The organism is Halobacterium sp. KA-6 (assembly GCF_021029015.1).
Classification (GTDB): Archaea; Halobacteriota; Halobacteria; order Halobacteriales; family Halobacteriaceae; genus Halobacterium.
Genome location: NZ_JAJJZH010000001.1, coordinates 192,245 through 218,120, shown reverse-complemented (window position 1 = coordinate 218,120; position 25,876 = coordinate 192,245). Strand labels below are relative to the sequence as shown.

32 protein-coding genes and 1 pseudogene are annotated in these 25,876 nt (G+C 68.7%); 12 read left to right on the top strand and 21 right to left on the bottom strand.

Going from position 1 to position 25,876, the window contains the following annotated elements; genetic code table 11:
- Positions 1-20: 20 nt before the first annotated feature.
- The 3 genes from LPA46_RS01275 to LPA46_RS01265 are packed head-to-tail and all read right to left on the bottom strand — an operon-like array spanning position 21 to position 3,817.
- The gene (locus tag LPA46_RS01275) at positions 21-1,715 is read right to left on the bottom strand and encodes a radical SAM protein (RefSeq protein ID WP_230891026.1); all 1,695 of its coding nucleotides are present in this window, start codon (positions 1,713-1,715) and stop codon (positions 21-23) included.
- A 35-nt stretch (positions 1,716-1,750) separates the two neighbouring features.
- Positions 1,751-2,575 (bottom strand): DUF429 domain-containing protein, encoded by an 825-nt coding sequence (locus tag LPA46_RS01270; RefSeq protein WP_230891025.1) that lies wholly within the window; start codon positions 2,573-2,575, stop codon positions 1,751-1,753.
- Positions 2,576-2,593: 18 nt separating this feature from the next.
- On the bottom strand, positions 2,594-3,817 hold the full coding sequence (locus tag LPA46_RS01265; RefSeq protein WP_230891024.1) for a glycosyltransferase family 87 protein: 1,224 nt from the start codon (positions 3,815-3,817) through the stop codon (positions 2,594-2,596).
- 107 nt (positions 3,818-3,924) lie between these two features.
- On the opposite strand from LPA46_RS01265, the gene LPA46_RS01260 reads away from it, so the two are divergent.
- Both LPA46_RS01260 and LPA46_RS01255 read left to right on the top strand, forming a co-directional pair.
- Entirely contained in the window at positions 3,925-4,083 is a 159-nt protein-coding gene (locus LPA46_RS01260; protein WP_169793380.1) for a DUF7559 family protein, read from the top strand.
- Complete coding sequence (locus LPA46_RS01255; RefSeq protein ID WP_230887784.1) at positions 4,080-4,514, top strand: Hsp20/alpha crystallin family protein; 435 nt, start codon at positions 4,080-4,082, stop codon at positions 4,512-4,514. Before LPA46_RS01260 ends, LPA46_RS01255 begins: the two co-directional genes overlap by 4 nt.
- A gap of 6 nt (positions 4,515-4,520) precedes the next feature.
- Here LPA46_RS01255 and LPA46_RS01250 read toward each other — a convergent pair whose 3' ends face one another.
- Positions 4,521-5,654 (bottom strand): NAD(P)/FAD-dependent oxidoreductase, encoded by a 1,134-nt coding sequence (locus LPA46_RS01250; protein ID WP_230891023.1) that lies wholly within the window; start codon positions 5,652-5,654, stop codon positions 4,521-4,523.
- 121 nt (positions 5,655-5,775) lie between these two features.
- On the opposite strand from LPA46_RS01250, the gene LPA46_RS01245 reads away from it, so the two are divergent.
- Positions 5,776-5,943 (top strand): hypothetical protein, encoded by a 168-nt coding sequence (locus tag LPA46_RS01245; RefSeq protein ID WP_230887786.1) that lies wholly within the window; start codon positions 5,776-5,778, stop codon positions 5,941-5,943.
- A gap of 8 nt (positions 5,944-5,951) precedes the next feature.
- Here the strand turns inward: LPA46_RS01245 and LPA46_RS01240 are convergent, their stop codons facing one another.
- Genes LPA46_RS01240 through LPA46_RS01205 form a run of 8 tightly spaced genes read right to left on the bottom strand, consistent with a single transcriptional unit; the run spans position 5,952 to position 12,620 of the window.
- Positions 5,952-6,545, bottom strand: coding sequence for an NUDIX hydrolase (locus LPA46_RS01240; RefSeq protein WP_230891022.1), 594 nt, complete (start codon positions 6,543-6,545; stop codon positions 5,952-5,954).
- 46 nt (positions 6,546-6,591) lie between these two features.
- Positions 6,592-7,032 carry a DUF7109 family protein gene (locus tag LPA46_RS01235; protein WP_230891021.1) on the bottom strand — a complete coding sequence of 147 codons (441 nt, stop codon included), beginning with the start codon at positions 7,030-7,032 and terminating at the stop codon, positions 6,592-6,594.
- Positions 7,029-8,165 carry a glycosyl transferase family 2 gene (locus tag LPA46_RS01230; RefSeq protein WP_230891020.1) on the bottom strand — a complete coding sequence of 379 codons (1,137 nt, stop codon included), beginning with the start codon at positions 8,163-8,165 and terminating at the stop codon, positions 7,029-7,031. The genes LPA46_RS01235 and LPA46_RS01230 overlap by 4 nt, the downstream gene beginning before the upstream one ends.
- Before the next feature lie 26 nt (positions 8,166-8,191).
- Complete coding sequence (locus tag LPA46_RS01225) at positions 8,192-9,391, bottom strand: MFS transporter (protein ID WP_230891019.1); 1,200 nt, start codon at positions 9,389-9,391, stop codon at positions 8,192-8,194.
- 39 nt (positions 9,392-9,430) lie between these two features.
- Entirely contained in the window at positions 9,431-10,519 is a 1,089-nt protein-coding gene (locus LPA46_RS01220; RefSeq protein WP_230891018.1) for an aldo/keto reductase, read from the bottom strand.
- Positions 10,520-10,539: 20 nt separating this feature from the next.
- Positions 10,540-11,442, bottom strand: a complete 903-nt coding sequence (locus tag LPA46_RS01215; RefSeq protein WP_230891017.1) for an SDR family oxidoreductase — start codon at positions 11,440-11,442, stop codon at positions 10,540-10,542.
- Positions 11,442-11,873, bottom strand: coding sequence for a DUF5791 family protein (locus LPA46_RS01210; protein ID WP_230891016.1), 432 nt, complete (start codon positions 11,871-11,873; stop codon positions 11,442-11,444). The genes LPA46_RS01215 and LPA46_RS01210 overlap by 1 nt, the downstream gene beginning before the upstream one ends.
- Positions 11,874-11,924: 51 nt before the next feature.
- A complete protein-coding gene (locus LPA46_RS01205) occupies positions 11,925-12,620 on the bottom strand; it encodes a DUF7286 family protein (RefSeq protein WP_230891015.1) in 696 nt (231 codons plus the stop codon).
- A 2-nt stretch (positions 12,621-12,622) separates the two neighbouring features.
- Here LPA46_RS01205 and LPA46_RS01200 point away from each other — a divergent pair, with 2 nt between their 5' ends.
- Complete coding sequence (locus tag LPA46_RS01200; RefSeq protein WP_230891014.1) at positions 12,623-12,772, top strand: hypothetical protein; 150 nt, start codon at positions 12,623-12,625, stop codon at positions 12,770-12,772.
- On the opposite strand, the gene LPA46_RS01195 is transcribed toward LPA46_RS01200, so the two are convergent.
- Entirely contained in the window at positions 12,769-12,948 is a 180-nt protein-coding gene (locus LPA46_RS01195) for a hypothetical protein (protein ID WP_230891013.1), read from the bottom strand. The genes LPA46_RS01200 and LPA46_RS01195 overlap by 4 nt on opposite strands.
- Before the next feature lie 83 nt (positions 12,949-13,031).
- On the opposite strand from LPA46_RS01195, the gene LPA46_RS01190 reads away from it, so the two are divergent.
- A complete protein-coding gene (locus LPA46_RS01190) occupies positions 13,032-13,295 on the top strand; it encodes a hypothetical protein (protein ID WP_230891012.1) in 264 nt (87 codons plus the stop codon).
- A 63-nt stretch (positions 13,296-13,358) separates the two neighbouring features.
- On the opposite strand, the pseudogene LPA46_RS19065 reads toward LPA46_RS01190, so the two are convergent.
- Positions 13,359-13,556 (bottom strand): annotated as a pseudogene (locus tag LPA46_RS19065) (hypothetical protein); the annotation flags it as partial.
- Between LPA46_RS19065 and LPA46_RS01185 the strand changes: the two are divergent.
- A complete protein-coding gene (locus LPA46_RS01185) occupies positions 13,540-14,613 on the top strand; it encodes a tubulin/FtsZ family protein (protein ID WP_230891011.1) in 1,074 nt (357 codons plus the stop codon). The pseudogene LPA46_RS19065 and the gene LPA46_RS01185 sit on opposite strands and share 17 nt — an antisense overlap.
- A 36-nt stretch (positions 14,614-14,649) precedes the next feature.
- On the opposite strand, the gene LPA46_RS01180 is transcribed toward LPA46_RS01185, so the two are convergent.
- From LPA46_RS01180 to LPA46_RS01165, 5 genes are all read right to left on the bottom strand, one after another.
- Entirely contained in the window at positions 14,650-15,372 is a 723-nt protein-coding gene (locus tag LPA46_RS01180; protein ID WP_230891010.1) for a universal stress protein, read from the bottom strand.
- A 114-nt stretch (positions 15,373-15,486) separates the two neighbouring features.
- The gene (locus LPA46_RS01175; RefSeq protein ID WP_230887799.1) at positions 15,487-16,833 is read right to left on the bottom strand and encodes an alkaline phosphatase family protein; all 1,347 of its coding nucleotides are present in this window, start codon (positions 16,831-16,833) and stop codon (positions 15,487-15,489) included.
- 87 nt (positions 16,834-16,920) lie between these two features.
- Positions 16,921-18,030, bottom strand: a complete 1,110-nt coding sequence (locus LPA46_RS01170; protein ID WP_230887800.1) for a DHH family phosphoesterase — start codon at positions 18,028-18,030, stop codon at positions 16,921-16,923.
- Between the two features lie 60 nt (positions 18,031-18,090).
- On the bottom strand, positions 18,091-18,219 hold the full coding sequence (locus LPA46_RS18740; RefSeq protein ID WP_269073536.1) for a hypothetical protein: 129 nt from the start codon (positions 18,217-18,219) through the stop codon (positions 18,091-18,093).
- A 135-nt stretch (positions 18,220-18,354) separates the two neighbouring features.
- On the bottom strand, positions 18,355-18,888 hold the full coding sequence (locus tag LPA46_RS01165) for an inorganic diphosphatase (protein WP_230891009.1): 534 nt from the start codon (positions 18,886-18,888) through the stop codon (positions 18,355-18,357).
- A 222-nt stretch (positions 18,889-19,110) separates the two neighbouring features.
- Here LPA46_RS01165 and LPA46_RS01160 point away from each other — a divergent pair, with 222 nt between their 5' ends.
- The gene (locus tag LPA46_RS01160; RefSeq protein WP_059055725.1) at positions 19,111-19,461 is read left to right on the top strand and encodes a PadR family transcriptional regulator; all 351 of its coding nucleotides are present in this window, start codon (positions 19,111-19,113) and stop codon (positions 19,459-19,461) included.
- Positions 19,462-19,516: 55 nt separating this feature from the next.
- Here LPA46_RS01160 and LPA46_RS01155 read toward each other — a convergent pair whose 3' ends face one another.
- Both LPA46_RS01155 and rnhA read right to left on the bottom strand, forming a co-directional pair.
- Positions 19,517-20,101: a DUF7108 domain-containing protein gene (locus LPA46_RS01155; RefSeq protein ID WP_230887802.1), complete on the bottom strand. Its 585-nt coding sequence runs from the start codon at positions 20,099-20,101 to the stop codon at positions 19,517-19,519.
- A complete protein-coding gene (gene rnhA, locus LPA46_RS01150; protein WP_230887803.1) occupies positions 20,094-20,690 on the bottom strand; it encodes a ribonuclease HI in 597 nt (198 codons plus the stop codon). The genes LPA46_RS01155 and rnhA overlap by 8 nt, the downstream gene beginning before the upstream one ends.
- A gap of 179 nt (positions 20,691-20,869) precedes the next feature.
- Between rnhA and LPA46_RS01145 the strand changes: the two genes are divergently transcribed.
- The 5 genes from LPA46_RS01145 (at position 20,870) to LPA46_RS01125 (ending at position 25,849) form a co-directional block, all read left to right on the top strand.
- Positions 20,870-21,832: a transcription initiation factor IIB gene (locus LPA46_RS01145; RefSeq protein ID WP_058981163.1), complete on the top strand. Its 963-nt coding sequence runs from the start codon at positions 20,870-20,872 to the stop codon at positions 21,830-21,832.
- A 103-nt stretch (positions 21,833-21,935) separates the two neighbouring features.
- Entirely contained in the window at positions 21,936-22,640 is a 705-nt protein-coding gene (locus LPA46_RS01140; protein ID WP_230887804.1) for a phosphoglycerol geranylgeranyltransferase, read from the top strand.
- A gap of 82 nt (positions 22,641-22,722) precedes the next feature.
- Entirely contained in the window at positions 22,723-24,027 is a 1,305-nt protein-coding gene (gene aspS, locus LPA46_RS01135; protein ID WP_230891008.1) for an aspartate--tRNA(Asn) ligase, read from the top strand.
- A gap of 130 nt (positions 24,028-24,157) precedes the next feature.
- Complete coding sequence (locus tag LPA46_RS01130; protein ID WP_230891007.1) at positions 24,158-24,994, top strand: pantoate kinase; 837 nt, start codon at positions 24,158-24,160, stop codon at positions 24,992-24,994.
- A gap of 111 nt (positions 24,995-25,105) precedes the next feature.
- Positions 25,106-25,849, top strand: a complete 744-nt coding sequence (locus LPA46_RS01125; protein ID WP_230891006.1) for a 4-phosphopantoate--beta-alanine ligase — start codon at positions 25,106-25,108, stop codon at positions 25,847-25,849.
- Positions 25,850-25,876: the final 27 nt, after the last annotated feature.

Below are 25,876 nucleotides of genomic sequence, written 5' to 3'. Positions count from 1 at the left end.
CGCTCTGCTCTGCGAACCCTTTATTGCGTGAACTTCGCGAGGTCCGCGTCCTCGACGCTCGGCGCGGAGTCGTGAGGCCGGTCGACGAGCAGGTCGCCGGCCGTCGACGACCCGATGCCGGGAATCGCCGTGAGTTCGTCCATCGACGCCTCGTTGACGTCAAGCGGGTGCGGGACGCCCGTCACCGAGCGGTAGCCGTGGTCGGTGACCGCGACGTCGATGGTCTGCCCGAGTTCGCGCTCGCCGGGAATCCCCACGAGCAGCGAGTACGTCCCCAACTGCCGGCCGAACGTCTTCCCATCCTGGTGGTACTCCAGGTGGATATCCTTCAGGAGCGTGCCCGGCGGCACCACGCGGTTCAGCATCGCGTTGTCGATGTTCTCCCGCACGTCCTGCTTGTAGCGCTTGAACTGCTGTTTGTGGTCCTCGGCGAGCTGGGCGCCCGTCTCGGCCATGTCGGTGCCCTCGAACGCCATCACCTGCCGGATGTTGATGCGGCGCAACATCAGCCCCTCGTCGAGCACACTCTGGAGGAAGCGCTTGTTGTGCGCGAACGTCTCCTCGCGCTCGCCCGTCAAGCCGTGCACGAGGTTGATTCCGGGCAGAATCTTCGGCAGCCGATTGGTGGCTTCGTCGCCCCAAGTGGGCGCGTCCTCGGGGGACTCGCCGGGTCGCCAGCCGCCGACCTCGTTGACGACGCGCACCGCCTCGAGGCACTCCTCGGCGGACACGAGGAGGTTGTTCTCCTCCTGTACCACGGGGTCCGCCGATTCGAGACCGAACGCCGCGGTGTCGCCGGCGGTGTTGTGCTCGGCGATGATGCGGATGGCCTCTCGGGACTTCTCGGGGTAGTCCACGATGGTCACCGGGTTCATGTTGTCGAGGTGCAGCGTCTCTAGGTCGGGCGCGACCTCCCGGATGCCGCCGTAGAGCCGCCGGAGCGCGTCCGGATTCGGCGCTTCGCCGTCCCCACCGAACGCGAGGATGTCGGCCTGCCGGCCGAGCCGGAAGTGGCGCGCGCCGTGGTCGTAGAGGTTCCCGACCTCCCGCACGACGCTCTGCGCGCTCCGGAAGCCGGGGTCACCGTACATCGGCTCCGTGCAGAACGAACAGCGGTACGCGCAGCCCCGCGAGGTCTCCATCTCGCAGATGAGGTAGTCGGGGTAGTTCGGATGCTGTTCGACGACGAACGCGCCCTTCGCGCCCCACCGGTCGATTTCCTCGTTGTCGCGGTAGCGGTCCTCGAACCCTTCGAGGCCGTTGCTCACGAGGTCGTAGACGGCGGCCTCGACGTCCGCCATCGCGAGGAAGTCGAAGTCGAGGTCCGAGCGCTCCATCTCCTGTGCGCCCGCGTTCTCCTCGCCGACGCCGAACCGCACGGGCCCGCCCATGATGCTCGTGCCCTCCGCGACCCACGCCATCTCGCGGACTTCGTCGGGCTCGGCGGGCGTCCCACCGACGTACTTCCCGGGGACGGTCATCCCGCCGACGTAGACGAAGAGGTCGGCGTCGGCGACGTCGTTGAACTTCGACTTGTCCTCGCGGAGTTCGTCGATGGTGTGGTACGTAATGCGGTCCTCGGGGACGCCAGCGTCCACGAGCGCGCCGGCCGCGTACCGCGGATACGTGGAGATGTACGGCGGCACCCCGAAGTGCGCCGGCTCGTCGACGTAGCCGTCGACGAGCGTCACGTCCAACTCCGCGGGGTCAATCATACACCAGCGTTGGGCTTCGACGCGTAAGAACGTAACTACACGTAGATGCGGCCCTCGACGTTGCCCGTGCCGTAGTCGAACTCGCCGACGTTTCGATACACGGCGACTGCGGCGGCGAGGCTGTCGAGCGCGTCGCCTTCGGCATCCTCGACGATTTGCTCGCGGACTGCGGGGTGAACGGACAGGTTGGCGTGTTCCGTGAGCCCCGCCAAATTCCGTTCGCGACGGCGTTGCTCGCCTGGGTCGTTACCCTTGTATCCCTCTCGGCAGAGTCCGAGCACGTCCAGCGTTGCGGCGGGATAGACTTCCGCGACGACCGGCCCGCTGCTACGCTCGTCGAATGGCGCGACCGTCGTCTCGTCGCGGACGTTCGCGAGGACATCCGCCATCCCGTAGTACGCCTGCGCGTTCACGAAGAAGTGATAAGGGGAGAACGCGCCCCACTCAGCGTCAGTCTCGCGCTTCAGGTAGGTGCCGTCGGTGTGCTCGCGCGCCCACTCGGCACACGTCTCGGCGTACGTGTCGGCGTCCGCACAGTCCGCGACGCCGTCGAGGACGCCCTCCCACGTGTCGGCGTCGAACGCGCCGCGCGCGACTCGCTCCGGAACCGAGAACGGGAAGTCGAACCCGACGACCGACTCGGACTGACAGGACTCGACGAACGAGACCAGCGCGTCGAGCGTGGCTTCGCGGTTCGTCGTCGGAACTCCAGAGTAGTGCGATTCGAGGGCCTCTACCGCGGGACGACAGCGAACGAGCGTCGGGTCGTCGTCGGTCACGTCTACCTCCGAGACCCAGATGTTCTCGCCGGCCTCGCGCGCACCGCTGAAGTCAACGCCGTAGACGGTCTCGAAGCCCATACCTCGACACGCCGCGGGTCAAACAAAACCGTTCGCCCGCTCGGTGGCCGCCCGGTGCTGGTACAGCAGGCAGCCCGCGAGCACGAGCCACGCGCCAATCGTCGGCGGAAGCACGAAGGAGAACAGGCCGGTCGCTGCGTCCCGGACGACGCTAGCGGCGCCTGCTGGCAGCACGGCCGTCACCGAGGTGACGCTCGCCCACGTGACCGGAACCAGCAGCAGGAGCGCGCCGGCGAGGAAGAGTCGCCGCGGCCAGCCGTCGTCGAGCGCGTAGAGAAGCGGGAGCAGCGGAAACAGGACGAGGATGACGTAGAACGGCTCCAGTGGGAGCAAAAGGAGCGTCGCAAGCAGCGTCCCCTGGAGCGCGACGAGGCGGCTGCGGAGGTCCGCGACCACGCGGTTCACGCCGGCGAAGACGGGTGCGAGCACGAGCGCGCCGACCGGCAGCAGCCACGACGAGGGGAGTCCGGGTGCGAGCACGGCTAACTGCCGGCGAATCGTGACGAACGGCGCAGTCGGGTCCGGGCCGCCCGCGAACGACGCGACCGCGGTCTCGCCCGCGAGCGTCTCGGTGACGTACGTGACCGAGGCGTCCGGACCGAAGGCGAGCAGGCCCACGGCGAGGCCGGCGACCCCCGTCACAGTGGCGGCGGCGATGGCGCGCCACGCGCGCCGGCGGAGCAGCCAGACGCCGACGAGCGCGGGGAACAGTTTCACGAGCGCGACCAGCCCGAACGCCGCGCCGGCGGCCGCGTCGCGGTCGCGTTCGAGGAGGACGGCGCCGCCCGCGAGGCCGAGCGCGAGCAGCGGATTCACCTGTCCCATGACGAGGTTGACGCCGACGGGGCCGACGAGAAAGACGGTGGTCGCGAGAAGCACGCGGTCGAGCGTAGTGAGAGCGACGCCTGCACGTTCGACCGCACGAATCACGAGCACGGCGAGTCCCCCGAGCGCAGCGAGGTTCAGGAGCCACTGGAGCGCATACGCGAGCACGGGGTCGCCGAGTGCGGCGTGCGGGACGAACGCGAGCACGACCGCGGGCGGGTACCGGAAGCCGGCCTGCCCGATAGGGTTGACGGCGTAGAAGTCCGCGCCGCGAAGCGCGGCGCGCGCCGAGTAGTAGTATACGTCCGTCGCGAGCGCGACCTGTTCGGGGTTGCGCAGCGGGAAGAGGACGGTGTTCGCGACGCCCGCGAGCACGCTGGCGAGGAGGACGAGTCGCGGCGCGCGGACCGAAGGCATGACTCACGAACCGACGCCGCAGTACTTTCGTCTTGTGGAGGCGGCCGCCAGCAGTCGTTCTCACCGCGGCCCGCCCCTTTTTGCACTCGCCGCTCCAACGACCGCGTATGCCCGCTACTGAGGAACTGAAGTGCACGAGCGACGACTGCGAGCTGGACATGTTCGAGAACCACTACACGTACGACGTCAGCGAGGACCTCACCATCGAGGACCTGCAGTGTCCGCTGTGTGGTGGCACTGACTGCCTGGAGCGCATCGAGTTATGAGGGCACGCGAGTTCGCGGAGAGCGTCGGCGACGCCGTCTTCGAGCGGCTGGGCCGCGCGGCCTCCCAGATGCAGGAGGAGTCGCCGCTGCCGGTGGACGTCCTCGAGAGCGACGACGAGTACCTCGTGGTGTTCGACGCGCCGGGCGCGACCGCCAGCGACGTGCAGGTGAACTACGTCGGCGGCGCGGTCGAGGTCCGCGTCGACCGCTTCCGGGAGTTCCGCGACGGCTTCGAGATGGTGTTCCCGGGTCGCGGCCTGAAGCTCGACGGCCGCGCCGAACTCCCCGAGGACGCCGTCGTTGACGCCGACGAGGCGCGTGCGGAACTGCGCGACAACGGTGCGCTGTACGTCTTCCTCCCGAAGGGCGAACCCGAGGGCACCGAAGTGGACGTGACGACGCCGGACGACGCGGACGAAGACGAGGAGTAGCGCGCCTCACTCGACGGTCATCCCTTCGACGACCTCGAACACTTCGTCGCCGTCGAAGCGCGACGGGTCGAACGCGGGGACGCCCTCCCCGCCCAGGATTTCTTCCGCGACTGCTTCGCCGGTCGCTGGCGCGCGCATGAAGCCGTGGCCCTGCCAGCCGGCCGCGACGTAGAGACCGTCGGCGAGTTCGCCGAGCAGCGGGTCGCGGTCCGGAGTGGCGGTACAGAGGCCCGCCCACGCACGGCGAACGTCGGGCTCGTAGCCCGGAATGCGGTCAGCGAGTCGCTCGCGCATCGCGTCGACGAACCAGCCGTCGCCGTCGCGGTCGTACGTCTCGGGGTCGGCTTCGACCTCCTCGGTGCCGTCGCCAGCGAGCACGCCCTCGGGGTGTGGGCGCGCGTAGTAGCCCTCAGTCGCGTCGTAGAGCGTCGGAATTTCCCCCGAAAAGTCGGCGGTGAGCGCCTGCACGCGGTACGGCTTCAGCGGAATCGAGACGCCGGCATCCGAGAGCACGCGGGCGGTGTGCGCACCTGCTGCGACGAGCACGGCGTCGTAGTCAGTCTCGTTCACGCGCGGTGGGTCGAGCGCGACGCTCGCGGCCGTGTGCTCGCGGAGGTCGACGCCTGTCTCGACCGCCAATTTTGCGAGAGTGTCGGCGTACGCGGCGGTGTCCGCGACCCCGGCGTTGTGCGAGATGGCGGCCTCGACCACGTCCTCGGTACGGAGCGCGGGGAATTCCGCAGCGAGGTCGTCTGGGTGTACGCGTTCGACGCGGCGGTCGTTGCGCTGCATCCCGTCGACTTGCTCGCGGATGGCGTCGGCTTTCCGGCCGGGTTCGGTGACGAACCAGAGGTACGGCGTCTCCCGAAACTCGAACTCGCCCGTGCCCGAGAGTGTGCGGAAGCGCTCGATGGCGCGCGCGGCGATGCGCGCGTCCACGTCCTCGGCGTAGGCGTCGTAGAGGATGCCCGCGGCGCGGCCCGTGCTCTCGCCGGCGACCTGGCCGCGCTCGTAGACGGTGACGGATGCGCCGCGCGCTGCGAGGTCGTGGGCGGCGGTCAGGCCGACCGCACCGGCACCGACGACCGCGACGGAGCGGCCCGCGCCGCGGTCGTCGTCGGCGTCGCTGAACTCGTCCATGCCGGCGGATGCACCGCGACCGGCATAACTGCCGCGAACCGGGGAGGCCGGCGCAGTCCGTCAGTTTCACTTTCACCGTGCACGGGTGGGGTTCAAGCGGGTAGCACCGAATTACGGATGTATGGCACTGCAGCACCGACGCCGCTCGCAGTCGACCGCCGATAGCCCCGAGCGCCGCATCGAAGTCTCGGAGATGACCGCCGCGGGCGTCGCCGCCTACGCCGACACCCACGAGGAGGCGTTCCTCGAGCGCCGCGGCGGGAAGACGTTCCTCGTCACCGTCGAGTAAGAGGCGCGTCAGTCGTCCGGGTCGACTTCGACGACTTCGGGCTCGCGGTCGGGTGGCGTCCACCCGCACGCGAGGTCGAGGAACTGCACGAGAATGCGGCCGGTCGCCCCCCAGACGGTGTAGCCGTCGACGTGGAAGAAGTGGACGATGGCTTCGCCGTAGGAGGGGTGGATGCGCTTCTCGACCTCGTAGTTGTCGGGGTCCGTGAGGTCCGCCAGCGAGAGCACGACGACCTCGTCGACCTCGCGCTCGTCGGGGACGAACTCGCGGTCCGGGACGCGCGCGACGAACGGCGTCACGGAGTACCCAGTGACGGTGGCGATGTCGTCGAGTTGCCCCTCGTAGGAGAGTTCTTCGGGCAGCAGGCTGATTTCCTCGTACGCCTCGCGGGCCGCCGTCTCCCGGAGGTCGTCGTCGCTCGGTTCGCGGCCGCCGCCCGGGAAACTCATCTGCCCGGGGTGCTCACCGAGGTGGTCGGCGCGCTTCGTGAACACCAGTGCCGGGCCGTCCTCGCGCTCGACGACGGGAACGAGTACCGCGGCGTCGCGGTCCTCGTCGGTGACCCGTGCCGGCTGGTGGGCGGCGACCCGCGACAGGTCCATACGCGGGGGAAGCACCGCGACACTCTTAACTCACGCGCAGTCCCGCTCACTCGGTCAGCGCGTCGCGTACGTCCGCGAGGTCGACGGGTGCCCACGCTTCCGCGTCGTAGGTCACGTCCACGAGGTAGCGTGCACGCTCGTCGTCGGCGTCAGAGACGTCCGATTCGAGGCGCGCGCGCACCGCGTCCGCGAGCGTTTCGCGGTCGAGGTCCCGGGACTCGACGTCCAGGATGTGCGGGAGGTCGACCGCGTTCTCGGGGAGTTCGGGGAACGCGACCGGGCCCGGGACGAGCACGCGGTCGCCGTCCTCGCGGTCGACGGCCACGAGGTAGTACTCGCGGAGCGCGTCCATCACGGCCTCGTCGGCGGCGTCGGCGTCGAAGTCGTCGCCGCGCTTGAACGCCAGTTCTTCGAGCGCGTCGTGGAGCTCGTCTCGGGTGAGCGCGCCGAAGAGGTCCACGACGCCCGCGAGTTCGTCGCCGTTCACGGCTCCCCGTCGGTCGCGGAGTCGCTTGAATCTCCCGCTGTCGCGGCGGCCTCCTCGGCGTCCGCGGCGGCCGCCGCGGCCACGTCGCCCGCGTCGAGGCTGGTGTCGGTCCACGCGGGCAGCCGCGTGTCCGCGCCGGGCTCGGCGATGGCGTCGGCGTACGTCCGTGTCTGCGCGCGTTCCTGTTCGCCGTCGTAGTCGAGGTCGTTGAACGCGGCGTCCGCGCCGTACGCCCGCACGAACCGGTCGGCCGCGTCGAGGTAGCGGTCGGCGAGCGCGTCGTAGTCCACGGCTACGCCCGCGTCCTCGACGGCGCGGAACAGCGCCGCGCCGACGCCCTCGCTCATCTCCGAGAGCCCCGTCGGGCCGGAGACCGCGCGGTGATCGTGCTCGTAGCGCCCCAAATCTACCTGCGCCGCGCCGTCCGTGCCGGCGAGCCGGAACGCCTCGCCGAGCGTGCCGACTTCCAGCCCCCAGCGCCGCTGGACGCGCAGGCCGCGCGCCATATCCGCGGTCATCGCGCACTCGCCAGCGAGCGCGTACCGGAACGCCCCGAGGAAGTCCAGCACCTCGTGGTCGTGGGCGTCCGCGAGCGCGTCCACGAGCGGCTCGTAGAATAGCCGGAACAGCCGGCCGTACAGCCGGTCGTTCTCGACGCGCGCGTAGTAGCCCTTCGCGAAGTCGAAGCCCTCGGCGAGCGGGAAGAGTAGTTTCCGTACGTCGCGGGCCTCGTACGTGGTCGTGTCGGCGTCGTGGACGACGACGTAGTCGTGGCGCGCGGCGACCCCGAGCGCCAGCCAGACGTCCCGGCCCTTCCCGCGCTCGCCCGCCAATCCCGCGTCGTCGAGCAAGCCTTCGACGCGCGGGCCGTCACACCAGAGCACGGTCAGGGGCACGTCGAATTCGGCGAGCCAGTCGCGGAACTCGGGGACGCGCTCGGCGGGCGCGCGTAGCGGTACGACGACCTCCGCGGGGTCGACGCGTTCGAGTTCGGAGAACACGCGCTCCGGGGCGAGACCGGCGTACTCGCGGTCGGTCATCGGGACGACGACGGCCGCCCGGCCCGTCGGCGCGTCCGGGTCGGCGTCGCCGTAGTCGTGGAGCGTCGCCACGCGCTCCTGCGTGTAGTCCATACCCTCGCTCGGCGCGCCGGCGGGAACTAACTTGCGCCAGCGGGCAGCCGGCCGCCGCGGTAGAGCACCACGAGGACGACGAGGAGCGCGGCGAGCGCGACGCCCGCGACCTGAAAGACGCCGTCGTAGGCGAAGCCGGCGCCCACCAGCGACCCGATGACGACACTCCCCATCGCCTGCACGACCATCATCACGGAACTGTAGCCGGCGTACGCGCTCGCGCGGTCGCTGTCCGGCAGACTGTCGAGGAGGAACGTGTCGATGGCGGGGAAGAGGCTGTGGACGGCGTACCCGAGCACCACGGAGACGGCCGCGACGCCGACGACACCGTCGACGAGCGTCATCGCGAGCAGCGACGCGACGAAGCCGCCGAGCACCGCGAGCATGAGCGGGACGTGGCGGAACCGGTCGGCGAGCCGGCCGGTGTACCAGAACGCTGGCACGCCCGCCGCGAACACCACCGTGAGGAGTGTCTCGGCAGTGCTGCTCGGGATGTTCTTGGTCTCGGTGAGGTACTTGATGTAGAAGTTGAAGAAGCCGTTCCAGACGAGGCCCGCGACGCCGACGATGACGACGCCGAGCACGACGATGCGGTACTGGCGGCGAATCGCACCGAGCAGGTCGCGGTCGGCGGCGCCGGCCTCCGGGAGGTCCGTGCGGCCCGCGAGCACGTAGATGACGACCGTAACGACGACTGCGGCTGCGGACAGCAGGTAGAACGGCGCGCGCCACGAGTAGAACTCGAGGAGGACGCGGCCGACGAGCACGGGCGCGAGCGCGGCCGCCAACTGCGAGGCGGTGCCGTGTACGCCGACGACGCGGCCGACGCGCTCGGGGAACAGTTCGCTGATGAGCGGGTTCGCGGCGACGAAGTACGCGCCCGACGCGAGGCCGACGAGGAACGCCCCGACCATCACGAACTCGATGGAGGGCGCGAACGTCATCCCCGCGGAGGACACTGCCAGCAGCGCGCCCGTCCCGAGGACGACGTGGTGGCGGTCGACGCGCGTCAGCAGCCAGCCGGTCGGCAGCCGCGGGAGCGCGCTCCCCAGCCACGCCAGCGTCGCCACCAGCCCGACGGCGGCGTCGGTCGCGAGGAAGTCCGCTTGCAAGGGCGCGACCAGCGGCGCGAACACGACGCGCCCGAAATTCACGAGGAACACGAGCGCGCACAGCGAGCCGAACAGCCGGACGCGGCGCGCGTCACTGGCGGACGTACTGGACACGGGCGGACTTGGCGGCCCCCGAGGTCAATTCTTGTGGTTCTACTCGAAGACCGCGTCGAAGGCGTCCGCGCCCAGCGGCTCGAACGTGGCGGCAGCGATGTTCTCGCGAACGTGCTCCGGGCTGGTTGTGCCGGCGAGCGCGGACGTGACGCCGGGCGCGCTGCGCGCGAAGTTCAGGCCCTGCTGGGCGAGCGTGTCGCCGTCGAGTCTCTCCTCGACGTCGTCGGGCATCCCCTCCAGGACTTGCCCCTGTGCGAGGCTCGCGGACGTGAACACGTTCAGGCCGGCCTCGTGAGCGTACCACAGCACGCTCTGGTCGCCCTCCGGACCTTCCTGGGATTTGACGGTGAACGCGTCCGCCATGAAGACGTTGAACGGCACCTGAATCGCGCGCAGGTGCGTCGCCGTGTTCCCGACGGTCTTGGCGGCCGACCGCGCCCGCGAGATGATTTCGCCGAGGTCGAGGAAGTGGTCGTGGGTGCGCGGCACGCGGAACGCCTCCCACGTCGCCACGCCGTAGTGCTCGATGTCGCCCGCAGCGACGCGCTCCTCCAGGCGCTCGAACGTCGCCTCCAGTTGGTCGTAGACCGCGCCGGAGAGCCGCGCGTCCAGTTGCGTCTCGGGGTTGTGGACGTAGTAGAGGTCGATCTTGTCCACGCCGAGGTTTCGGAGCGAGCGGTCCAACTGGTCCTCGATGAAGCCGGGCGCGATTGCGTGGCTGCCGTGCGCGAGGTCGTCGGCGTCCAGAATCCCGCTGTCGACGTACTCCTCGGCGACGAACTCCCCCGGATTCTCGGGCCGGGACTCGTCGAACGGCACGAACCCGCCCTTCGTCGCGAGGAACACTTCCTCGCGGTCCACGTCGGCGTCGTCGAGCGCGCGGCCGACGACGCGCTCGCTGCGCTGATGACGGTAGTTGATGGCCGTGTCGACGACGTTGCAGCCGCCCTCGACGGCCGCCCGAATCGTCTCGTAGTAGGCGTCGTCGACGGCGTCAGTCGGCTCGCCGAGGTACGTGCCGAGCCCGACGCTGGAGACCGCGCGGTCGCGCACGCTCCGGAAGTACGTCCGCGCCTTGTCCTCGCTGAAGCGCTCCTTGTACTGGAACGTCCCGTCAGCAGTAGCCATACCGGGTCTTCGCCGCCGCGTTACTTGTACTCCCCGCGACGGAACGCGTCGACGGCCGCACGGTACCCCTCGCGGAACGTCGGATAGGCGAAGTCGTAGCCCAACTCGCGGAGCCGGTCGTTCGAGCAGCGCTTGCTCGTGCGGAGGCGACGCTCGGCCGGCTCGGAGAGGTCGCCCGCCTCCAAGCGCTCCTCGACGGACTGCTTCTCGGGCTGGTCGACGCCAGCCTCGTCGGCGAGCCAGTCCGCGAATTTCCACTTCGAGACCGGTTCGTCGTCCACCGCCAGCAGCACCTCGGCGTCGTGGGCCGCGTCGTCAGTGAGCGCGAACCGCACGACGCCCGCGGCGTCCTCCTGGTGGACCATGTTCAGGTAGCCCTCCGTGACCGGGCCGTCGAGGTATCGGAGCAAGCGGTAGCGGTCCGGGCCGTAGAGGCCGGCGAACCGCACGACGGTCGCGTCCATCCCGAAGTCGGGCGCACGCTCACGGGTGACCCGCTCTGCTTCCACAAGCACCTTCGTCTTCTCGGTGGTCGGGTCGAGCGGCGTCTCCTCGTCCACCCAGTCGCCGTCGTGGTCGCCGTAGACGCCCGTACTCGACGTGTAGACGAACTGGTCGGGAGCATTCTCTCGACTGCCGAAGTGCTCGATTGCCGTCCGCAAGCCCTCGACGTACACTTCGCGAGCGGCGTCCGCGCCGCGGCCGCCCGAACTCGCCGCGAACACCGCGGCGTCCACGTCCGGCACTGCCGCCAGCGAGTCGGCGTCGGTGACGTCCGCCTGCACGGCGTCGAAACCCGCGTCCCGAATCGCCGCGAGCCCCGCGTCGGAGCGTCGGATGCCCACCGGACTGTGGCCGGCGGTTGCGAGTTGGCGGCCGAGTTCGAGCCCGACGTACCCGCAGCCCAGAATCGCGATGTCCATCAGTACGGGTTCTCGCTGGCGACGTGCCGGTAGATGCGGGCGTACTCGTCGAGCGTCATCGGCTGACGGCCCTCGATTTTCTGTTGAATCTCCTTCGGGTCGAAGTCGTCGTCGAGCCCGCTGGCGAGCGACTCCACGTCCATCACGGCGGAACTCATCTGCAACATGAGGTTGTCACGGACCTCGAGCAGGAGACCTTCGGCGTCCGGCCAGTCGTCGCTGACGGCGAAGACGCCCGCGGCCTCCTCGACGGTGAGGTCGACCGAGTCACCGTCGGCGAGCGCCGCGAGTTGTTCCGCGTCGACGCCCGACGCGGCTGCGACGGCGTCGACGCCCTCCGCTTCGACGACGCGCGCCAGCGCCGCCTCGTACTCCGCGCGAACGTCCCCGGCGGTCACTGCCTCGGCGTCCTGGATTTCGTCGGCTAGCACGCTTCCCAGTACGTGCTCGGCGTTCAAGGAGGCTACGCTTGCCGCGACGACTCACCACCCCGCAGACTGTTCGTCCGCGTTCCCGTCCACGTCGCCGACGCCGCGCGGTCCCGCCGGCACGACCACGCCAATCGTCGCGTCGACCTCGAACGACACGCGCTCGTTGCGTCCCACACGCTCCGCGTCGCCGTCACCGTCCACGTCGAACGCCACGGTCGCGTTCTCCCGGACGTAGGCCGTTCCCTCACCGGGTCCGACTGGCGACCCACCGTCCGCGCGAACCGTGAACCGGGCGTATGACCCACGCACGGACACCGACCACGCGTTCGCCGTCGCGTACCAGAATCCCGGAACGGGCGCCAGCGGCAGCCCCGCAGGTACCGCTCCGACGTCCGCCGCGCCGAGGCGCTTCGCCGCTTTCTCCGCTGCTATCGACCCGGCTTCGGAGAGAGCGTTCTCCGCGATTGCGCCCCCGATACGGTGTGCGAGGTTCGCCGTGTCCTGCACGACGCTACTCTCTACGCGAACCGCCTCGCTGTCTGCGACTTTCGCGGAGGCTGCGCGGAGCCGCGTCGCCAACTGGTCGCGCTGCTGTGGCGTCGCGTCGGCGATACGAGCAGCCTCCGTTGCGACCGCTGCCGCCGCCGGCCGGACAGCCGCTGGCGTCGACTCGGAGCGCACTGCCGTCGCGGGTGGCGTCACAGCGGCAGTCCGGGTCGTACGTCCCGAAGCGTTCGAGAAGAGCACGCATGGGACGCGATGGTCGCGTTCCCCGGATAAACCCTCGCAGCGCGAGTATCACGGGCCTGTCCGCGCGCTCGACGTACACCAGCGTCGTCGGGCCGTCGAGGGCCGGGTCGTCGCTGCGCGTCGCGACGCTCACAGGGAGCGTACGCTAGTGTTCGGGGCTGTCCGGGAGTTTCGAGACGAGTCGCGGCGGGCCCTCGCGGACGGCGGGCGTCGCGTCTTCGGGGAGTTCGAGGCGGAGTGTGCGGCGCGAGGCGATGTCGACGGTATCCCCGGGGTCGTTCCGGCGGTAGAGGCTGTCCCACGGCGTCCGCGGCGCGGTCCACACTCGCGCTGACCGCCGCACTGTCCCGCGTTCGGGTCGCGTGGTCGACGGCCGGCTGGGCAGCCGCGAGGAGCGCGAGCGCGAACGTGACGGCGAGCACCACTCGGACGGCACAGCAACGGCCGCATGCGGTCGAGAAGCGAGTCGTCGTCCTCTGTGCGCTCGGCGTCGAGAGCGGGTGTGTTGTCGCTGCTCGATTGGCCGCCGTGCGCAACGTCCCCAGTTTCGTTGGCGTGTGCCCTGTCCCGGGTGGCTCGAGCCGAGCGCGACTGCTGCTCTTCGAGGCGTTCGACGGCTCGCGGGCAGCGTCCGCGCGCCGCTGGACGCGCGCGTACGACGGCCGTCGGTAGCACGAGCGCGTCCAGTCGCTCCGTGAGTTCGGCGAGGTCTGCCTCGACGCTGTCGATTCGGTCGTGGACGGCCGCCGCGTCGGAGAGGTCGCTGACGACGGTGTCGCCGTCGGTCACCGTGCGCTCTACTGCTCGCAGCCGTTCGGCGAGGTCGTCGTCGGACACGCCACGGAGTGGTCGCGCTCTCCCGGTTAAGTATCGGGGCGGCGCAACGTTGATGGCTACCCGTCGAGATGCAGGGAGTATGAAAGCCGCCCTCATCGGCGTCGGCCAGGCCGGCGGAAAGGTCACCGAAGCCCTCCTCGAAGAAGACCGCCGTGCCGGCTACGACGCCGTCCGTGGCGCACTCGCAGTCAACACCGCGAAGGCCGACCTCGAACCGCTCGACATCGACACCGTGCTAGTCGGCCAGGAGCGCGTGAAGGGCCACGGCGTCGGCGCGGACAACGAACTCGGCGCGGAAGTGATGCAGAGCGACCTCGGCGAGGTCGTCGGCGAACTCGACGGCGTCGTCGACGCACAGACGGAAGCCATCTTCGTCGTCGCCGGACTCGGCGGCGGCACCGGCTCCGGCGGCGCGCCCGTGCTCGCGAAGGAACTCCAGCGCGTACACGAAATTCCGGTGTACGCGCTCGGCATCCTCCCGGGCCGCGACGAGGGCGGCATCTACCAGGCTAACGCCGGCCGCTCGCTGAAGACGCTCGTACGGGAGGCCGACTCCACACTGCTCGTGGACAACGACGCGTGGCGGAAGACCGGCGAGAGCGTCACGGAGGCGTTCGACGCCATCAACGAGCGCATCGCGCGCCGCGTCGGCATCCTGCTCGCCGCGGGCGAGAACGTCGAGGGCGTCGGGGAGAGCGTCGTCGACGCCAGCGAGGTCATCAACACGCTCAAGTCCGGGAACATGTCCGCGGTCGGATTCGCGAGCGCGGACGCCGCCCCCGACGCCGGCGAGAACGTCAACGTCATCACGTCGACGGCGCGCAAGTCGCTGCTCACGGGGATGAGCGTCCCCGAAACGACCGAAGCGGGCGCGGCGCTGGTCGTCGTCGCGGGCGAAGCCGACCGCGTCTCCCGGAAGGGCGTCGAGAAGGCGCGCGCGTGGGTCGAAGAAGAGACCCGCAGCATGCAGGTCCGGGGCGGGGACTTCCCGCTGGACTCCGACAAAATCGCCGTGCTCGTGCTGTTGTCGGGCATCGCGCGCTCCGACCGCATCGAGCAGTTCATGGAGCGCGCGAAGGAAGCCAGCGAGTCGGTCGAGGAAGAACAGGTTACCGAAGACTTCCAGAACGACGAACTCGACGACCTGCTCTGAGCGCGGTACTCGCGAACGTAGTCTCCTCGCCGTCCGTCACTCCCGGAGGACGACGACCGGCGTGTCGGTCCGGTCGAGGACCGCCTGCGAGACGGGGCCGAGGAACTTCGCGTCGTCGGGGAGTTCCTCGGTTTCGCCCATGACGACGAGGTTGTGTCGCTGCGCGCGCTCCGCGATTGCGCGGCCGGCGTCGTCGTGGACCTCGACGGTGACGTCGACGGCGTCCGCCGCGAACCCCTGTTCGACGAGGGCTGCCTTCACGGACGCCAGTGTCTCCGTCGCGGCGTCGATTTCGCCGCGGTCGCTGGCGGCGTGGAACAGTTCGAGGGTGAACAGCGAGTCTACGTCCAGTCCGGAGAGGAACGTGACGACCTCGTCCCGCCTGCGGGCGTCCCGGAGGGGGACGAGCACGTTGGCCCACATCGTGACGTGACCGCCGACCAGCACCGCGTCGGCGTCGGTCGACTCGGCGATGCGGTCCTGGAGCGCCGCCGCCTCGGCACCGGGCCGGCCGAAGTGGAGTTGGACCGACGTCGACGCGCCGCCGCGGCTGAACTGCGCGGCCATCTCGTAGAGGACGGCCTGGGCGTCGGTCTCGTGAGCGGCGCGAGCGGTCTCCGGGGAGACGCCCTCCGGGAGTTCCCAGTACCCGAACAGGACGACGTCGAACCCGCTCAGGCCGACGATGTTGCCGTCATCGAGTGGGTAGACGCTCGGGTCCGGGAACACGACCGGCACCAGCAGCGTTTGTGCGGACATCTCGGTAGGTCGGAGTCACCGGACGGGAACCAATAGGCTGTCGGATGTTCCGGAAACATGAGAGGATCGCGACGAGAACGAGCGAATCAGTACGAGAGCGGTCGCGTCAGCCGCTCACACGAGCGTCTCGCCGTCGAACTCGCGGGCGTCGAAGTCGACGTCGAGGAGGTCCAGCAGTGTCGGCGTGATGTCGAAGAGGTCCGTTCCCTCGGGGACGGAGACGTCGGGGGCGTCGGAGAGCAGCGTGGCGTTCTCGAAGGAGTGCATGCCGTTGCGCGGGCCGACGCTGAACACGTCGTCCGCGCCGGAGAAGCCGGCCTTGAGGTCGAAGCCGTGGTTCGGGATGGCGACGAGGTCGGGCGCGATTTCGTCGTGCGCGCCGTCGAAGGCCTCCTCCTTCGGGACGACGCGGTCGACGACCGGCTCGCCGTCCGGACCCTCCAGCGCGAGGAGCTCTTCTTTCAGTTCCGCGCGCACGTCCTCGTAGTCGTCCTCGGGGACGCTTCCGCGGGGCTCGCGGTCTTCGAGGTTGATGTAGAACCGGCCGGGGATGAACGAGTACGCCTTCGTGTCGTCGCTGATGTCTTCGAGGCTGTCGTGGTCCTCGTCCTCGAAGGAGAGCCAGCCCTCGTTCTCGAGCCACTGGTTGAGGTGGACCTCGTAGTCCTCGCTGGTGAACCCGTGGTCGGAGGCGACGACGAGCGACACGTCGTCGTCGAGTTCGTCGCGGATTTCGCCGATGTACTCGTCGACCTTCTCGTAGAACTCGAGGAACTCGTCGCTGTTCTCGCCGTCCTGCTCGTAGTCCTTGAACAGGAAGTGGTTGACGCGGTCGGTCGTCATGAACACGCCGAAGAAGAGGTCCCAGTCGTCCTCCCGGATGTAGTTCAGGAACGCCTCCTGGCGGGCGTCGATGGTCTCGTGGGCGTCCTCGATGAAGTCGGTCTTGTCCTCCTGGTGGCCGAGTTTGGCGTTGGTGTCGATGCGGTAGCCGATGGAGTCGAGGTAGTCACCGACCTCCTCGGGGTGCGACCCCTTCTCGATGCCCGGGGAGAGGAACCCCGAGACCATGCGCTGGACGTTGCGCTGGGGCGGGAACGTGACGGGGACGTTGAGGACGGTGGCGTCCCGGCCGGCGTCGGTCACGCGGTCCCAGACGCGGTCGGCCTGGACGTCCCGGCCCATCGGGACGTACGTGTCGTAGCTGCCGACCTCGCGGTCCTGGAACCCGTAGACGCCGGTCTCGCCGGGGTTGACGCCGGTCGTGAGCGACGGCCAGCACGCGCTGGACTCGGGCGGAACGATACTGTCGATGGCACCGCCGCCACCCGATTCGATGACGTCGTGGAGGTTCGGGAACGTCTCGGGCTCGTCCCGGATTAGGCTGTACGGGACACCGTCGATGCCGATGAACGCGACCCGCGAACCTTCGTCGCCGCGGAGTCGGTCGAACAGACCCATACACGCCGAGTCGCCGCTGACGTACTAAAGGGTTGGTCTTACGGCGGCACCTGGCCGGTGTCCGCGACACCAGCCACGTTTGCCACCTCAGGCCTGTTCGAACGCCGAGAACAGCGCCTTCCGCGTGCTGGCGTCGATGAGTTCGTCGAGCGTCGACTGCTGGTCGGAGCTCACGCGGCTGAACAGCCCGAGCGGGACGCGCGCGGTCGCGGTGTCGGCGTCGCCGCCGAGCGCGTTCGTCTGGTCGAACGCCGACGAGAGGACGTCCATCGCGCTCGTGCGCACGTCGTCGGCGCGACACGCCGTAACGACGGTGTCCTCGTGGACGCCGAACGCGGCCGCCGAGGAGACGCCGTCGAGCCGGAGGAGGGTGTCGGCGGCTTCTTCGAGCGCGCTCGCCGAGGGGACGCTGCCGACGTTCGTGACCGCGAAACTCGCGCGGCGCTCGCGGTTCGCGATGGCGTGCCCGATGACGTCGAACGTCTCGCCGCTCATGCCCGGTGCGCGGAGTGCGTCGATGGTGCCCTGGTCGGCGAACTCCTGGAGGAAGGTCGCGGCGCGGAAGTCCTCGCGGGAGCGCACGCGCCGGAACTCCCGGGTGCCGGCGCGGATGCCGTAGAGGAGCGCCGTGGCGACGTCCTGTTCGGGAGTACGGCCGGCGCGCTCGACGAACCGAGCGACGATGGTGGACGTGGAGCCGGCTTCGTCGCCGGCAATCACGAGCGAGTGGTCGACGGCAGCGGGCCGGTGGCGGATGACGGCGACGACCGGCGGTCGGCCGGCGAACGACGGGACGGTGCCGCCGCCGCCGACGGCGACCGCGCCGTCGTAGTCGTCGACGGAGTCGCCGGCGACGTCCAGCGAGACGTTGAACAGGTTACAGAAGGCCTTCGCGTCGTCGCTGGTGACGTCGTCCTCGGCGAGAATGCGCGCGGTGACGCCCCAATCGTTGCAGAGTTCGCGGAGACCGATGGCGGCCGCGAGCGCGTCGACGCTGGGGTTCTCGGGGACGACGAGCGCGACGGATTCGAGCCCGGCGATGGTGTCGCGGAGCTGCGCGAAGTGCTGGTCGTCCGGCTCGGCGCGGCGGCGTCGGAGCGCCGCAGTGACGGCGTACCCGCCGGCACCGCCTACTGCGACGATACCGGCGACGAGCGCGAGCACGGGCGCGGAGACCGTGCCGACCTCGGGGAGCATTACGCCGAGAGTCCACGTGAATCGTTAAGTATGTTGTCCCGCCGGGTCCGTGGGAGCCGGTCAGTGGGTGGCGTCCGTCGTGCTCGTGGCGGCCGCTCGGTCGTCCTCGTCGTCGCTGTCCGCGGACTGGAAGTTCGTCGGAACGACGGTGACGTGGTGAACGCCGAAGTCGGAGTGACTGGCAGCCATTACACTCACTCGTACGGCTCACCCCCAGAAATAATTACCCATGCGCATAACACATCGGCGCAGCGGCGCGTGATTCCTCGTGGTTATGGCCGCCGCTGGTCGGCGCGAATAACGTGAGAATCGGAGGTCGCGGCGTTACGCGAAGTTCTCGTCGTAGAGGTCCTGCGCGTGCTCGATGGCGTCCTTGGCCGCCTGCGCGTCCTCGAAGCCGAGCGTCTCGACCTCCTTGCCGGCTTCCAGGTTCTTGTACGTCTCGAAGAACTCCTCGATTTCGTCGAGTTGCTGCTGGGGGATGTCCTCGAGGTCGTCGATGTGGTCGTAGCGGGGGTCCTCGTCGGGCACCGCGATGACCTTGTCGTCCTTCTCGCCGTCGTCGTCCATCCGCATCAGCGCGACCGGGCGCGCCTCGATGACGCAGCCGGGGAACGTCTGGTCCTCGACGAGCACGAGCACGTCGAAGGGGTCCTCGTCGTCGTAGTACGACTGCGGGAGGAAGCCGTAGTCCGAGGGGTAGTGGACGTTGCTGTGGAGCACGCGGTCCAGCACCACGCCCGGGATGTCCTTGTCGTACTCGTACTTGTTGCGCTCGCCTTTCAGGCACTCGACGACCGCGTAAATCACGTCGGGTGCGTCCGGTCCAGTCTCGAGGTCTTCCCAGAGGTTCGCCATGGCGCACGGTGTTTGTCGGGCGGAAATAGGCTTTTCCATCCCGGTACGAAGAGGTGTGGTATGGTAAAGCATGCCTCGAACGTACGGTCGTTCAGGGTCGATGGACCCCCCGAAAACGGCTGCTTTTCAACGTTTTCACCGAAGAAAATTGCGCGAATCACTCGTTAGGCCGGAAAATGCCACCTCGCAGAAGTTAAATAGCCAGATGCCTTTCGGTCAGCTATGTCAGAGGCACAACCTGCTGCACGTACGGACGTGCGCGACCTGACTGCGTTCCAGAAGAACATCCTCACCGTACTCGCCGAGGAGGCGCGCTACGGTCTCGCCATCAAGCGCGAACTCGAAGACTACTACGGTCAGGAAGTCAACCACGGCCGACTCTACCCGAACCTCGACGACCTCGTCAACAAGGGGCTCGTCGAGAAGTCGGAACTCGACAAGCGAACGAACCAGTACGAGCTCACCGACGACGGCTTCGACGCCGTCCTCGACGACCTCGAGTGGACGCTCTCGAAGTTCCTCACCGACGAGGACCGCAAGGAGCAGGTCCGCGACATCGTCGCCGAGAACTAACGGTTCTCCAGCGCTACAACTTTTCACACTCGACGGCCCGTAGCGGCAGCGCCGCCTACTGTTCGGGCGCAGCGTCGGACGCAGACGCCGAATCGTCGCGCTCGTCGTCGGCTGCGACCTCGAAAATCAGCGCCAGGGACTCCTCGACGCGTTCCTGCTGTTCGTCGGTCGGCCACGCGTTCCGCGGGAAGTACTCCGCGAGGAACTCCTCGCGCTCGCGGTCGTCGGCCGTGTCCATCGAGCGCGCGTAGTAGTTGTTCATGAATTCGGCGAACGCCGCGGCGTTGTCGCCGTGGACGTCGCCGTGGCGCTCGCGCACGCGCTCGACGAGTTGCTCGTTGCGCGCGGCTGCCTCCTCGTAGTCGCCCTGTTCGCCGGGGCCGGACAGCGACACCTCGGCCGCGCGGTCGGTGTCCTCGACGTCGTCCAACTGGACGCGGCCGTCGTCGCCGAGCCACTCGCCGGGGTAACAGACGAGCGTGTCGTCGCGCTCGCGCAGGCGCGGAACGAACCCGTGTTCGGCGAGCAGGCTCTCGCGGCGGTCGCGGTACGCTTCGGCCGCGGCGTCGTCGACCGCGTCGCGGGCGAGGCGAGTGAGGCGTTCGGCTTCGTCGACTACGTCGTCGGGGAGGTCAGTCATCGTCGAGGGCTTCGTTGGCTAGCTCGTCGGCGCGGTCGTTTACCTCTCTCGGAATGTGGGTCAGCGACCACTCCTCGAACCGTTCGAGGAGTTCACGGGCGCGGACGCGCTTCTCACGGAGTTCGGGGTCGTTGGTGTCCCACGCGCCCTTGACCTGTTTCTCGACGAGCTGTGAGTCCCCGCGAATCTCGATTTCGTCGAAGCCGAAGTCGGCGGCGGCTTCCAGCACGGCGAGCAGCGCCTCGTACTCGGCCTGGTTGTTGGTCGCACGGCCGATGCGTTCACTACCCTCCGCGACGATGCCGTCACCGGAGACCAACACCCAGCCGACGGCGGCGGGACCAGGGTTGCCGCGGCTCGCGCCGTCGAAGTACGCGTGGACGCGGCCGCCGCGGTCCGGTTCGACGACGGCGGTGATGTCCGTGGGGTTGCTGCCTTGGACGACGAGTTTGTCGTCGTAGGCGACGGCGTGGGCGTCCCCGAGGTCGGCGTGCCAGCGCTCGTACTCGGAGTTCCCCTCGCTGAACGACGCGCCCGCTGCGTCGAGTCGTTCGCGCGCGTCGTCGACGTCACACTCTACGACGGGCATTAAGGCGAAGTCACCCCGCCTCCCGTATATGGGTTACTATCCCGGAACGCGCGTTCGAGCGGGTCTCGGCGGCGTTAGAGTGGGTTTCACGGCGTTTCGTGCCGGGCTTGTGTCGCCTGTGAGAGGTTCCAAACCGCCAACGGATTTAAACGTTTGCGAAACGCTAATATAAAAATGCGATGACACGGTCCACTCGCCAGCGGGAGCGAGAAACGGCGACAGAGCAGGAGGAGTCCGAGGAGGGCGTACGGGAGTGCCCGGAGTGCGGCTCTGACAACCTCGTGAAGAGCTCGGACCGCGCGGAGCTGGTCTGCAACGACTGTGGTCTGGTCGTCGAGGAGGAGCAGATCGACCCCGGTCCGGAATGGCGCGCGTTCAACCACCAGGAACGACAGGAGAAGTCGCGGGTCGGTGCCCCCACCACGCAGACGATGCACGACAAGGGCCTGACCACGACCATCGACTGGAAAGACAAGGACGCCTACGGGCGTTCCATCTCGTCGAAGAAGCGCTCGCAGATGCACCGCCTGCGGAAGTGGCAGGAGCGCATCCGCACGAAGGACGCCGGCGAGCGCAACCTCCAGTTCGCGCTGTCGGAAATCGACCGCATGGCCTCCGCGCTCGGCGTGCCGCGCTCGGTGCGCGAGGTCGCGTCGGTCATCTACCGCCGCGCGCTCAAAGAGGACCTCATCCGCGGCCGCTCCATCGAGGGCGTCGCGACGAGCGCGCTGTACGCGGCCTGTCGGAAGGAGGGCATCCCCCGGAGTCTCGAAGAAATTTCGGAGGTATCCCGGGTCGAGCGCAAGGAAATCGGTCGCACGTATCGCTACATCTCCCAGGAGCTCGGACTGGAGATGAAGCCCGTCGACCCGAAGAAGTACGTGCCCCGGTTCTGCTCGGAACTCGAACTCTCCGAGGAAGTCCAGGCGAAAGCCAACGAGATTATCGAGACGACTGCCGAGAAGGGACTGCTCTCGGGCAAGTCCCCGACCGGCTACGCGGCGGCCGCAATCTACGCCGCGTCCCTGCTCTGCAACGAGAAGAAGACCCAGCGCGAGGTCGCGGACGTCGCGCAGGTGACGGAAGTCACCATCCGGAACCGCTACCAGGAGCAGATCGAGGCGATGGGCATCCACAGCTAGGCTGTCCCGCCTCCGGTTCCGTTCTCACCCTCTCCAGCAGCGCCGCTGCCGGCAGTCCACCCGCATCGAAGGGGTTTTGCCCCGGCCATTTTAATGGGGGCACATGACTACCCCGTGGGACGACTGGGACCACGTGCTCAAGGTGGACCCGGACAAGTCGCTGGCCGACGGCGACACGTTCGACGACGTCTGCCAGACGGGCACCGACGCCATCGAAATCGGCGGCACGATGGACGTGACGACCGAGAAGATGCGGCGGGTCATCGACGCCTGCCGGAAACACGACGTACCGCTCTACCAGGAACCGTCCAATCCCGCAGTGGTCGTCGAGGACGACGCCCTCGACGGCTACCTCGTACCGGTCGTGTTGAACGCCGGCGACCCGTTCTGGATTACGGGCGCGCACAAGGAGTGGGTCCGCATCGGCGACCTCGACTGGGAGCGCACCGCTACCGAGGCGTACGTCGTGTTGAACGACGAGGCGAGCGTCGCCGAGTACACGGACGCCGACTGCGACCTCGACGCCGACGAAGTGGCCGCGTACGCGGAGGTCGCCGAGAAGATGCTCGGCCAGGACATCGTCTACGTCGAGTACTCCGGCATGCTCGGCGACCCCGACGTCGTCGGCGCCGCCCGCGACGCGCTCGACGACGCGACGCTATTCTACGGCGGCGGCATCCGCGACTACGACGCCGCCTACGAGATGGGCGAACGCGCGGACACCATCGTCGTCGGCGACCTGCTCCACGACGAAGGCGTGGACGCCGTCACGGAGACGGTGCGCGGCGTCAACGACGCCCACGAGTAACGACGCTCGTCCCCCGACGCGGCCGGGTTCGGCCACGCCGGAAATGACGGCGTTTAAGGCCGGTCCACGTGAATCGGGTGGTATGAAGGACCGAACGTTCACAGCGGACGCCGAACCCGGCGACCACGCGACGGTCGCGGGCTGGGTGCACGAAGTCCGCGACCTCGGCGGCATCGCGTTCCTCATCCTCCGCGACAAGACCGGCAAGATTCAGGTCAAATTCGAGAAGGACGAGATGGACGACGAGCTCGTGGAGACGGGCATCAACGTCCAGCGCGAGTCCGTCGTTCAGGTTACCGGCGACGTCGAGGAGGAAGAGCGCGCGCCGACGGGCGTCGAGGTCACGCCCGACTCCATCGAAGTGATGGCGGAAGCCGACCCCCAGCTCCCGCTGGACCCCTCCGGCAAGGTCGACGCCGACCTCTCGACGCGCCTCGACAACCGCACGCTGGACGCCCGCAAGCCCGAGACGAAGGCCATCTTCGAGATTCGCGCGGAAGTGCTGCGCGCGGTCCGGGAGTACTTCCGGAGCGTCGGCTCGACGGAGATTAATACGCCGAAAATCGTCGCCACCGGCACGGAGGGCGGCACGGAGCTGTTCCCCGTGACGTACTTCGGCCAGGAGGCGTTCATGAACCAGAGCCCGCAGCTGTTCAAGCAACTGATGGTGGGCTCCGGGCTCGAACGCGTCTTCGAGGTCGGCCCCATCTTCCGCGCGGAAGAGCACAACACCCCGCGCCACCTCAACGAGGCGACGATGATCGACTTCGAGTCTGCGTTCATCAACCACGAAGAGGCGATGGACGTCTGCGAGGGCACGCTGCAGGCGGCCTACTCCGCGGTCGAGGAGAACTGCCAGGAGGAACTCGAAGCGCTCGGCCTCGCCGAGGAGTTCGAGGCGCCCTCCGGTGACTTCCCGCGGCTCACCTACGAGGAAGCCATCGAACGCATCAACGCCACCGGCGAACTCGACGAGCAGCTCGTCTGGGGCGACGACCTCCCCACGGAGGGCGAAAAGGCGCTCGGCGACGACGTCGGCGGGCACTACTTCGTCACCGACTGGCCCAGCGAAATCAAGCCGTTCTACATCCAGGACTACGACGACGACCCCGAACTCTCGAAGGGCTTCGACCTGATGCACCCGCGCATGGAACTGGTGTCGGGCGGCCAGCGTGAGCACCGCTACGACGCGCTCGTCGAGGGCTTCAAGCAGCAGGGCCTCGACCCCGACCAGTTCGAGTACTACACGAAGATGTTCAAGTACGGCATGCCGCCCCACGCCGGGTGGGCGTACGGCGTCGAACGCCTCGTCATGACGATGCTCGACCTCGACAACATCCGGGAGGCCGTGCTGTTCCCGCGGGATCGCCAACGTCTGAGTCCGTAGGACGAAGACTTGGGAGCCAGCGAGACGCCACGCGTCTCACGAAAACACTACTTTTTCGGCTGAACAGTCGACTGACCGAGCCGTTCCGATACTGCAACACTTAATCCGCGCGACCCCCGACTCCGAGAGGATGAGCGACGGCGACGCGGCGACGGCGTTCGCGCCCGGCCACGTGACGGGATTCTTCAGCGTGGAGCGCACCGAGAGCCCCGAACGCACGGGGTCCCGTGGTGCGGGTATCACGCTCTCGGAAGGCGTGACGACGCGCGTCGAACCCAGCGACGAGACGCGGGTGCGCTTGAACGGCCGCGAGATTGCCGTCGAGAGCGTGACGCGCGTGCTGGACGCGCTCGACGCGACGGCGACGGTGTCCGCGGAGACGTCGCTGCCGCTGGGCGCGGGGTTCGGCGTCTCCGGCGCGATGGCGCTCGGCACGGCGCTCGCCGCGAACAGCGCCTTCGACGCCGGGCTGTCCGAGAACGACCTCGTGACGGTCGCGCACGCTGCGGAAGTCGAAGCCGGAACTGGACTCGGGGACGTAGTGGCGCAAGCCCGGGGCGGCGTCCCGATTCGCGTGGAACCCGGCGCACCCGCGCACGGCCGCCTCGACGGCGTGCCGGACGCGGGCCGCGTCGAGTACGTCTCCTTCGGCGGGCTCTCGACGAGCGACGTCATCGGTGGCGACACGGCGACGCTGTCGGCGGCGGGCGAAGACGCGCTCGCGTCCCTCCGCGAGCACCCGACGCTCCCGCGGTTCATGGCGCTTTCGCGGGAATTCTCTCGTGAGGCAGGCTTGCTCGACGGGGAGGTCGAAGCGGCCGTCGACGCCGTCGCGGACGCCGGCGGCGAGGCCGCGATGGCGATGCTCGGCCGGACGGTGTTCGCGCTCGGCACGGGGTTGTCGGACGCGGGCTACGACCCCGAGGTGTGTCGCGTGCATCCGGCGGGCGCGACGCTGGACACTTAGCGTGGCGCGCCAGCGGCGCGCCACGTTACAGTGAGCGGTGAACGTAATGAGCTGCGGGCAGCGGCCACCCGCAAGCGGACGATTTTTGCGCGACGGGGCGCCAGAGACAGTATGGCCGAGATTCCCGCCGACCACCCGCGCCACGACTCGCTGGTGACCCGCCACCGCATCGAGGCGGGGGTCGAGAAGGGCATCACGTCGAAGCAGGGGCTGGTCGCGCAGGGCCGCGGGGAGGCGTTCGACTACCTGCTCGGCGAGGAGACGATTCCGTCCGCGGACGACGCCGAGCGCGCGGCTGCCGCGTACCTCCTGCTCGCCGAGCATCCGGTGCTGTCGGTGAACGGGAACGTCGCGGCGCTCGTGCCGGGCGAGGTCGTCGCGCTCGCGGAGGTCGTCGGCGCCGACGTCGAGGTGAACCTGTTCAACCGCACCGAAGAGCGGATGGAAGCCATCGCCGAACACCTCCGCGAGCACGGCGCACAGGACGTGAAGGGGCTAACGGCGGACGCCCGGATTCCGGGACTCGAACATGAGCGCGCGAAGGTGGACCGCGACGGCATCTACGACGCCGACGTGGTGCTCGTCCCCCTCGAGGACGGCGACCGAGCGGAGGCGCTGGCGGCGATGGGCAAGACCGAACTCGTTATCGACCTGAATCCGATGTCGCGGTCCGCACAGAGCGCCGCCGTCCCTATCGTGGACAACATCATCCGCGCGCTGCCGTCGATTACCGAGCACGCCCGCGCGCTCCGCGACGCCTCCCGCGAAGAACTGGAAGAAATCGTCGCGGAGTTCGACCGCGAGGCGGCGTTGGAGGCGGCAGAGCGACGTATTCGGGACGGCGACCTCGACTGAGCGCTCGGTCGGTCCCGACACCTTTTT

Excerpts from the sequence above, each read along its gene's own strand:
- LPA46_RS01275 (WP_230891026.1), bottom strand. The coding sequence starts at position 1,715 with ATGATTGACCCCGCGGAGTTGGACGTGACGCTCGTCGACGGCTACGTC.
- LPA46_RS01125 (WP_230891006.1), top strand. The coding sequence starts at position 25,106 with ATGGCCGAGATTCCCGCCGACCACCCGCGCCACGACTCGCTGGTGACC.
- LPA46_RS01255 (WP_230887784.1), top strand. The coding sequence starts at position 4,080 with ATGAGGGCACGCGAGTTCGCGGAGAGCGTCGGCGACGCCGTCTTCGAG.
- LPA46_RS01200 (WP_230891014.1), top strand. The coding sequence starts at position 12,623 with ATGGGACGCGATGGTCGCGTTCCCCGGATAAACCCTCGCAGCGCGAGT.
- LPA46_RS01260 (WP_169793380.1), top strand. The coding sequence starts at position 3,925 with ATGCCCGCTACTGAGGAACTGAAGTGCACGAGCGACGACTGCGAGCTG.
- LPA46_RS01160 (WP_059055725.1), top strand. The coding sequence starts at position 19,111 with ATGTCAGAGGCACAACCTGCTGCACGTACGGACGTGCGCGACCTGACT.
- LPA46_RS01240 (WP_230891022.1), bottom strand. The coding sequence starts at position 6,545 with ATGGACCTGTCGCGGGTCGCCGCCCACCAGCCGGCACGGGTCACCGAC.
- LPA46_RS01270 (WP_230891025.1), bottom strand. The coding sequence starts at position 2,575 with ATGGGCTTCGAGACCGTCTACGGCGTTGACTTCAGCGGTGCGCGCGAG.
- LPA46_RS01170 (WP_230887800.1), bottom strand. The coding sequence starts at position 18,030 with ATGCTCCCCGAGGTCGGCACGGTCTCCGCGCCCGTGCTCGCGCTCGTC.
- LPA46_RS01145 (WP_058981163.1), top strand. The coding sequence starts at position 20,870 with ATGACACGGTCCACTCGCCAGCGGGAGCGAGAAACGGCGACAGAGCAG.
- LPA46_RS01165 (WP_230891009.1), bottom strand. The coding sequence starts at position 18,888 with ATGGCGAACCTCTGGGAAGACCTCGAGACTGGACCGGACGCACCCGAC.
- LPA46_RS01155 (WP_230887802.1), bottom strand. The coding sequence starts at position 20,101 with ATGACTGACCTCCCCGACGACGTAGTCGACGAAGCCGAACGCCTCACT.
- LPA46_RS01220 (WP_230891018.1), bottom strand. The coding sequence starts at position 10,519 with ATGGCTACTGCTGACGGGACGTTCCAGTACAAGGAGCGCTTCAGCGAG.
- LPA46_RS01130 (WP_230891007.1), top strand. The coding sequence starts at position 24,158 with ATGAGCGACGGCGACGCGGCGACGGCGTTCGCGCCCGGCCACGTGACG.
- LPA46_RS01140 (WP_230887804.1), top strand. The coding sequence starts at position 21,936 with ATGACTACCCCGTGGGACGACTGGGACCACGTGCTCAAGGTGGACCCG.
- LPA46_RS01250 (WP_230891023.1), bottom strand. The coding sequence starts at position 5,654 with ATGGACGAGTTCAGCGACGCCGACGACGACCGCGGCGCGGGCCGCTCC.
- LPA46_RS01180 (WP_230891010.1), bottom strand. The coding sequence starts at position 15,372 with ATGTCCGCACAAACGCTGCTGGTGCCGGTCGTGTTCCCGGACCCGAGC.
- LPA46_RS01265 (WP_230891024.1), bottom strand. The coding sequence starts at position 3,817 with ATGCCTTCGGTCCGCGCGCCGCGACTCGTCCTCCTCGCCAGCGTGCTC.
- aspS (WP_230891008.1), top strand. The coding sequence starts at position 22,723 with ATGAAGGACCGAACGTTCACAGCGGACGCCGAACCCGGCGACCACGCG.
- LPA46_RS01185 (WP_230891011.1), top strand. The coding sequence starts at position 13,540 with ATGAAAGCCGCCCTCATCGGCGTCGGCCAGGCCGGCGGAAAGGTCACC.
- LPA46_RS01215 (WP_230891017.1), bottom strand. The coding sequence starts at position 11,442 with ATGGACATCGCGATTCTGGGCTGCGGGTACGTCGGGCTCGAACTCGGC.
- LPA46_RS01175 (WP_230887799.1), bottom strand. The coding sequence starts at position 16,833 with ATGGGTCTGTTCGACCGACTCCGCGGCGACGAAGGTTCGCGGGTCGCG.
- LPA46_RS18740 (WP_269073536.1), bottom strand. The coding sequence starts at position 18,219 with ATGGCTGCCAGTCACTCCGACTTCGGCGTTCACCACGTCACCGTCGTT.
- rnhA (WP_230887803.1), bottom strand. The coding sequence starts at position 20,690 with ATGCCCGTCGTAGAGTGTGACGTCGACGACGCGCGCGAACGACTCGAC.
- LPA46_RS01230 (WP_230891020.1), bottom strand. The coding sequence starts at position 8,165 with ATGGACTACACGCAGGAGCGCGTGGCGACGCTCCACGACTACGGCGAC.
- LPA46_RS01245 (WP_230887786.1), top strand. The coding sequence starts at position 5,776 with ATGGCACTGCAGCACCGACGCCGCTCGCAGTCGACCGCCGATAGCCCC.